Origin of the sequence: Pseudoalteromonas fuliginea (assembly GCF_000690055.1) — a bacterium.
In the GTDB taxonomy this organism is placed as follows: Bacteria; Pseudomonadota; Gammaproteobacteria; order Enterobacterales; family Alteromonadaceae; genus Pseudoalteromonas; species Pseudoalteromonas fuliginea.
Window position 1 is genome coordinate 82992 of sequence record NZ_JJNZ01000031.1, and the last position, 6510, is coordinate 89501.

The following is a 6510-nucleotide window of genomic DNA, read 5'->3' on the forward strand; positions in this document are numbered from 1 at the left end:
TGTCTGAAATATATACTCAAATGTATGAAATAAGTAAATTTTATATTGTAGGTTTATTTACCTATTTGCATTTTAAAATATTTAATAGGGCTATATGAGTACCAGCGTTTAAATGCCCGATTAAACGAACTCTGATCTTTAAAGCCGAGTGATAAAGCTAAATTGGCTAAGGATTGTGTTCCTATTAATAAGGGAATACGTCTTTTACGCTCTTGTTCGAGTAATATTGCAAAGGATGTTTGCTCTAGCTTTAAATGCCGTTGAAGGGTCCTTGGCGTGATATTTAGCGCATTTGCAGTACGTATTAAGTCGCACTCTTGCAAGTCGGTTTTTACCATAAGCATATGGTTAATTTTTTCGCTTACATGTTGCTGGCTTTTAAAGTTAGAAAGCTGCTGCTCTGATATTTGCCTAAGTGCTAAGTGAACTGCTGCGTTATCGGTTTTAAATGGCAGGGTTAAATAACTACTCGGGAATGAAATTTCATTGTACTTAGCGTTTATGCTTACAGGGCAATTAAACCACGTAGCCAATGTATTTAAATGTTCTTTTGAGTAGTGATGCGTAAAACATATTGAACTAGGAGATAGTTTGGAGTTAAGTAATTGACGTATTACACATACCCAAGCAGTCATATTACGCAAAATAACCTGTTCGTTACAACTTGGATGCGGTAGCCAGCGAATAATTGCAATATCGCCGAGCTGCTCAAATTGTGATTTACCTATGTCAGCGACCAAACTGTCATAATTTAAAAGTACCTGTATAGCACTGGCTAAACTATCGCTTGATTCTATTAAGTAACCTAAAATTCCAAAATTTGCTGTGCGAATATGCTGCCCAAACTTAAAGCCGAACAGGGGATCGTTAAGTGTTTTTTGTGAATATTCAAGTAATGCGTTGTAACTTGTTAAGGTAATACGAGGTGCGAATTGTCGTGCTTTATTATCACTGTACTCATTAAACTTGATGGCCTTCAAAGCCACTTCATTGGCTATACCTTGGCTTTGTAAGTAATCAAGAGTACTTGAAAAGTAATGATCAGCAAGTGAGTACATTTGTCGTCTAAAGCTAAAAAATGGTCGTGTATGAGCAAGTCTGCCATGTAAAATTTTATTATGCTAGGACCTATTGACCTTTGGGGATTAAAGTTTGTTCTATTTAGGGGGAATTTAATCGCAGCGCGAGGTTTGTAACCTAAAAGGCTAAGTACCTACTCATGTGTTACCGATCTGGCTTACATCCTAAAAGCTGAGCAAAGTTCTGTATCCTGCTACCGCCCCTAGGACGAACTCAAGGGGAGATCATGTTTGGTATTTATACTGCGTTATCGTCTATTTATGGGAAATAACCACACAACATGGGCGCAGCCTTGCCTAAAAACCAAGCATACGGCTGCAAATTTAACTTAGAAAGATAAACGGGCCCTAGGTGAATAATTTTTAAGGTTATAGCAGTGATATTAATAAATTTAAAACAAAACCTTGCGGCTCCTCCCACTGAAATAATTAATGTGTTGCTTGATCATGAACGTTTAAATAGGTTTTTTAACGCTCAATTTTTATTATTGAAACCGCAAAATTGCGGGCAGATAAGCGGCGGAAAAGGAGCCGTGAGGCAAGTTAGAACATCAGGGTATACTTTTACTGAGCAAGTTATAAGTGCTAGTGATAATCACATTTGCTATCAAATTGTGGGCAATAAGCCTGTGGCTGCTCATCAAGGTGATATTTATTTAACTGTTATCGAAAAGCAGGCATTTATCTCTACTGAGCTTACTTATTCTATACAGTGTATTTCACCTTGGTGGATGCCCAGTTTTATACTTAAATTTTTCATTAAAAATGATATTAAAAACGCACTTACAAAATTAGAGCGCTATTTTAAGGAGTGCACAACATGAGTGTTGAAATTATTTTACTTGCCTTAAGCCCTGTATTTTTAACCTTTGTAGTATTTGAATTTATAGCGTTTAGGCGTTATTACAGTATAAAAGACAGCCTAGCTAATACGGTTTTGGCTTTAATGCATCAAGGAGCAGATGCGCTTTCATTAATTATACTCATGCCGTTTTTTTATTGGCTTTACGGATACCGCTTGTTTGATATAGAGCTTTCTGTATTTTCTATTTTATGTGCTTTTTTACTGCAAGACTTTTTGTACTATTGGTTTCATAAAGCATCACATCATATTCATTGGTTATGGGCGGCGCATGTCGTACACCATAGTTCTACTAAAATGAATTTTACTACCGCGTTTAGGCAAAGCTTAATGTATCCCTTGGTGGGCATGTGGATATTTTGGTTACCTATGATGTTGATCGGGTTTGACCCAATGACAGTCCTAACTGTTGTGGCGCTCAACTTGGCGTATCAGTTTTTTGTGCATACACAAATAGTGAATAAGCTTGGTTGGTTTGAAAAGGTGTTTAATACACCTTCTCATCACAGAGTGCATCATGCAATTAATGCAGGCTACCTGGATAAAAATTTTGCGGGTGTATTAATTATTTGGGATAAATTATTTGGCACCTTTGTTGAGGAAGACCCAAATAAAACCTGTAAATATGGCATCGTAGGACAGTTAAAGACTAACAACCCATTTAAAATAACATTTCACCAATGGGACTATTTGATAAAAAGCATTTATAGAGTAAAAGGCATTAAAGCAAAGCTAAACGTTTTATTTGGTTACCCCACATGCTCTCGTAAATCCTAACTATTTTTTACTTCTTGGTGCGCCTAGTAGAATAAAAGTATGGCAAATACATACAGACAAAAACGCGCTAATGCCAAGTGCACCGCCATAGCCATCGAGCCTTGGAACTAAATACTCAAAGAGTATTGAAAAAATAATGGCTGAGTTAGTTACAGTATATATACCAAAGCGATGTGGGGCGCTCATGCCTATAAATGTGCCGCCAAAAAACACAATGCTGTAAAGCTCAGGGTTTAAGTTAAGCACGCTAAGAAGTAGATAGGCAACAATGGAAAGCGCAGCTGATGCTCTTATGGCATCAAAGCGATTATGTTTTGCTAAAAAAAACGTTAAAAATGCCCCTAGCAGCGCAATTAACGGATATTCAAGGCTCATAATACAATCCCTTTAGCTAATACAAATATTGCAACACTTGCAAAAGCAACACCACCTAACTTGCCGCCAAAACCAGTAAATAAGTTCATAGTAAGCACATACAAACTAGCACCTATAAGCGAGATAATTACAATCTCCCAATAACTAGTAATTAAATTAGTCGAGCACATGCCAGCAAAACTACCGGCATAAATAGCAGCATAAGGGTGATTTTTAACGTTTTTAGGAAACGGTATAAACGAGCCAATGAGCCCAGTTAATGCGGCCGAAATCACTAATGGAACATTAAATGTTGTATGCATCACAAAGCAGGATATAAAACCCATAAAAAAAGTGATGAATTTTAAAGATAAGAATTTAATCATAGTCCACGCATTTTAAAGTAACCCTTTTTGGTTTTAAAGCACTGCCTGCAAATATAATTGCATAAGTATTCACTAACTTTAATAAGGTTGTTTATTAATCATTTTGAAAGTATTAAATATGCTTAATTATATGGCTGTTAATGTTCTATAAATTAAGATTTATGTATAATGCGGGTAATTTAGTATATTAAAAGAGTTAACCAAGGGTAATTTATGTCTAACTGTTTGCATTTAGCTATTCCAGCTGGTGATTTAAAAGTCACTAAAGCATTTTATTGTGACGTACTTGGTTGTAAAACCGGTAATAGTGAAGAGGGTCGCTGGGTTGATATCGACTTTTGGGGTAACGAGTTAACATTGCATCAAAGTGTTGAGCGTCTTCCTACAGTGCGCCACGACGTAGATATGGGCGCTGTAGCTGTACCGCATTTTGGTATTCATTTATCAGAAACCGACTTTAACGCGTTAAAAGTACGAATACAAAGTGCGGGTATAGAGTATCTTGATAAACCTTACCGTCGCTTTATTGGTGATGAGTTTGAGCAAGAAACATTCTTTATTGAAGATCCAAATGGCAATGTACTTGAAATGAAAACCATGGTTAACCCAGAGGTTTTATTTAAAAAAGTATAGTTTTTCACTCGTGCTATTTAAAGCCACTTTTTATAGTGGCTTTTTTGTGGGCTAGCTATGTAGCTGAGTTAATACTTCGCTAGGTGTTTTATTAAAGTGGCGTTTAAACTCACGGCTAAACTGTGATGGACTGGTATAACCTACTCTTAACGCGGCTTCATTGGCTTTACTGCCGCTGGCAGTAATGAGTTCTTTTGCTTTAGCCAAGCGTACTTTTTTTAGATACTGTAGAGGGGATTCAAAGGTAATTTGCTTAAAGGCGCGATGAAACGACGATACACTCATGTTTACATCTTCCGCCAAACCTTCAACAGTTATTTGGTTTGCATAACTACTGTGCATAGTGGAGAGCGTACGTGCTATGCGAGCATAATGCCCATCATGCATCGCAAGGCCTATTAAAGTGTTGCCTTGAGGGCCGCAGAGTACGCGATATACCAATTCTTTTACTATATCTTCGCCAAATATTTCTGCCTCAAGTGGGTTATTTAAAACAGTCAATAGCCGATGGGTAATGAGCTCCATTGCTGTATCTAGAGTTGCCGACTGCACTGCGCCAATTTGTGCTGACGACGATGACGCTGAAAGAGGCTTATGCTGCATTATTTGATTAACGAGTTTGTGTAGCATTGCAGGGTTTATATCTATGGCAATGCCCATAACGGGTAAATCGTTATCAGTAAATGCTTCACACTCTAATGGCACCGGTACGCCAAGGACTAAGTAGTCCCCTGCACCGTATCTTATTTGATGTCCAGGAAAGTGAATTATTTTATGACCCTGTCCAACAATAATAATACCTGAGTTATATATAAGCGGCTGACGCGGCGAGCTTTTAGTTGCTCGATGAAAATACACGCCTGGAATAATAGTTTCCATGGTGCCTTCAAAGCTGAGTAATTGATTATGCTCGGCGTATTGTTGCAACATATTGGCTATGGTGGGCATAAAAGGCATCTTTAATTGAGTGTATTTTACGTAAAATAACAACGTTGATAGTTTTAGGCAAGCTTTTGCGAGTTATTGGGCTTTTTTTATGTTTGTTTTGCCATTAATATGCACACATCGATACTTTATTAGGTAACTAAGTAAAGTACTCAGCAATTAACCGTCACCTAGGAGCAAAATAATGAAATTTAGCTACGTAAATCAAACACTTATCCAGTTCGGCCAAGAACAAATTGCCTCACTAACTGATTTGATCGCAAAGGATCAAAAAGTACTTGTAGTATACGGCGGCGGTTCAATTAAAAAGAACGGCGTGTACGACCAAGTTGCTGCAGCACTTGAAGGCTTTGATTGGGTAGAGTTTTCGGGCGTTGGTGCTAACCCAACAATTGAAGTATTAGACCAGGCAGTAAAAATTTGTAAAGAACAAGGTATCGACTTTGTATTAGGCGTCGGCGGCGGTTCAGTAATCGACGGCGTTAAATACATCGCAGCATCTGCAGTTTATGATGGCGAAGGTTGGGATATTCCTACTGGTAAACATAAAGTAACTAGCGCATTACCTATTGGGGCAGTACTTACTCTTCCTGCTACAGGTTCTGAGTCTAACCAAGGTTCTGTTGTGAGCAAAGCTGCGACTAAACAAAAACTTCCGTTTATGTCTCCGGCGGTACAACCTAAGTTTGCAATTATGGACCCTGATGTAATGAAAACATTACCACAGCGCCAACTTGTAAATGGTTTAGTAGACGCATGGGTTCATACCTGTGAGCAATACTTAACATTCCCAGCAGGCGCACTTGTACAAGATGGCTACGCAGAAGCACTATTAAAAGCGCTTAAAACACTGGGCGATAACTTTGAAAACCAAGACGACGCATGGCGCGCAAACCTTATGTGGTCTGCTAACCAAGCACTTAATGGTTTAATTGGTTCTGGTGTATCGCAAGATTGGGCTACGCACATGATTGGTCACGAGCTTACAGCCGCTTACGGCGTTGATCATGCACGTTCACTTGCTATTGTTCAGCCTTCTTTACTGCGCAACCAATTTGCAGTTAAAAAAGCAAAGCTTGAGCAAATGGGTAAAAATGTGTTTGGTCTTGAGCAATCTGACGACCTGGCTGAGAAAACAATTCTAGCGATTGAAGCGTTTTACCATAGCCTCGACGTAGCGACCCAGCTTACTGAGCATGGCGATGATAAAGCTGCAGCTATTGACAATATTATTGGCAAACTTGAAGCGCACGGCATGGTTGCTCTAGGCGAAAACCAAGCTATTACGCTAAAAGAAAGCCGCGAAATTTTAGAGCAAGCGGTTGCTTAATTTTCAAAGCTAAGCGCTTACTTAAATATACTAGGGCGTGTTGATCTTTGGTGGGTGAATTCGCAGCAGTATGTTTGGTTTTTAGGCAAGGCGGAGCCTATGTAGTGTGGTTATTCCCCATGAATAGGCGATAACGCAGCATAA

Annotated in this window: 8 protein-coding genes; 4 read left to right on the forward strand and 4 right to left on the reverse strand. The window is 38.6% G+C overall.

Annotated elements, in window-relative coordinates; translation table 11 throughout:
• Positions 1 to 53 precede the first annotated feature (53 nt).
• Positions 54 to 1058 carry an AraC family transcriptional regulator gene (locus DC53_RS09560; RefSeq protein WP_033029954.1) on the reverse strand — a complete coding sequence of 335 codons (1005 nt, stop codon included), beginning with the start codon at positions 1056 to 1058 and terminating at the stop codon, positions 54 to 56.
• Positions 1059 to 1456: 398 nt separating this feature from the next.
• Between DC53_RS09560 and DC53_RS09555 the strand changes: the two genes are divergently transcribed.
• Both DC53_RS09555 and DC53_RS09550 read left to right on the forward strand, forming a co-directional pair.
• Positions 1457 to 1903, forward strand: coding sequence for an SRPBCC family protein (locus DC53_RS09555; protein ID WP_033029955.1), 447 nt, complete (start codon positions 1457 to 1459; stop codon positions 1901 to 1903).
• Complete coding sequence (locus DC53_RS09550; protein ID WP_033029956.1) at positions 1900 to 2718, forward strand: sterol desaturase family protein; 819 nt, start codon at positions 1900 to 1902, stop codon at positions 2716 to 2718. Before DC53_RS09555 ends, DC53_RS09550 begins: the two co-directional genes overlap by 4 nt.
• On the opposite strand, the gene DC53_RS09545 is transcribed toward DC53_RS09550, so the two are convergent.
• Both DC53_RS09545 and DC53_RS09540 read right to left on the reverse strand, forming a co-directional pair.
• Positions 2719 to 3093: a hypothetical protein gene (locus DC53_RS09545; protein WP_007378224.1), complete on the reverse strand. Its 375-nt coding sequence runs from the start codon at positions 3091 to 3093 to the stop codon at positions 2719 to 2721.
• The gene (locus DC53_RS09540) at positions 3090 to 3458 is read right to left on the reverse strand and encodes a hypothetical protein (protein ID WP_239462865.1); all 369 of its coding nucleotides are present in this window, start codon (positions 3456 to 3458) and stop codon (positions 3090 to 3092) included. Before DC53_RS09540 ends, DC53_RS09545 begins: the two co-directional genes overlap by 4 nt.
• Before the next feature lie 213 nt (positions 3459 to 3671).
• Here DC53_RS09540 and DC53_RS09535 point away from each other — a divergent pair, with 213 nt between their 5' ends.
• Positions 3672 to 4091 carry a VOC family protein gene (locus tag DC53_RS09535; protein ID WP_007378226.1) on the forward strand — a complete coding sequence of 140 codons (420 nt, stop codon included), beginning with the start codon at positions 3672 to 3674 and terminating at the stop codon, positions 4089 to 4091.
• A 51-nt stretch (positions 4092 to 4142) separates the two neighbouring features.
• Here DC53_RS09535 and DC53_RS09530 read toward each other — a convergent pair whose 3' ends face one another.
• Positions 4143 to 5039 carry an AraC family transcriptional regulator gene (locus DC53_RS09530; RefSeq protein ID WP_033029957.1) on the reverse strand — a complete coding sequence of 299 codons (897 nt, stop codon included), beginning with the start codon at positions 5037 to 5039 and terminating at the stop codon, positions 4143 to 4145.
• Positions 5040 to 5220: 181 nt separating this feature from the next.
• Here DC53_RS09530 and DC53_RS09525 point away from each other — a divergent pair, with 181 nt between their 5' ends.
• Entirely contained in the window at positions 5221 to 6366 is a 1146-nt protein-coding gene (locus tag DC53_RS09525) for an iron-containing alcohol dehydrogenase (RefSeq protein ID WP_033029958.1), read from the forward strand.
• The last annotated feature ends 144 nt before the right edge of the window (positions 6367 to 6510 follow it).

Excerpts from the sequence above, each read along its gene's own strand:
- DC53_RS09560 (WP_033029954.1), bottom strand. The coding sequence starts at position 1,058 with ATGTACTCACTTGCTGATCATTACTTTTCAAGTACTCTTGATTACTTA.
- DC53_RS09550 (WP_033029956.1), top strand. The coding sequence starts at position 1,900 with ATGAGTGTTGAAATTATTTTACTTGCCTTAAGCCCTGTATTTTTAACC.
- DC53_RS09545 (WP_007378224.1), bottom strand. The coding sequence starts at position 3,093 with ATGAGCCTTGAATATCCGTTAATTGCGCTGCTAGGGGCATTTTTAACG.
- DC53_RS09540 (WP_239462865.1), bottom strand. The coding sequence starts at position 3,458 with ATGATTAAATTCTTATCTTTAAAATTCATCACTTTTTTTATGGGTTTT.
- DC53_RS09535 (WP_007378226.1), top strand. The coding sequence starts at position 3,672 with ATGTCTAACTGTTTGCATTTAGCTATTCCAGCTGGTGATTTAAAAGTC.
- DC53_RS09530 (WP_033029957.1), bottom strand. The coding sequence starts at position 5,039 with ATGCCCACCATAGCCAATATGTTGCAACAATACGCCGAGCATAATCAA.
- DC53_RS09525 (WP_033029958.1), top strand. The coding sequence starts at position 5,221 with ATGAAATTTAGCTACGTAAATCAAACACTTATCCAGTTCGGCCAAGAA.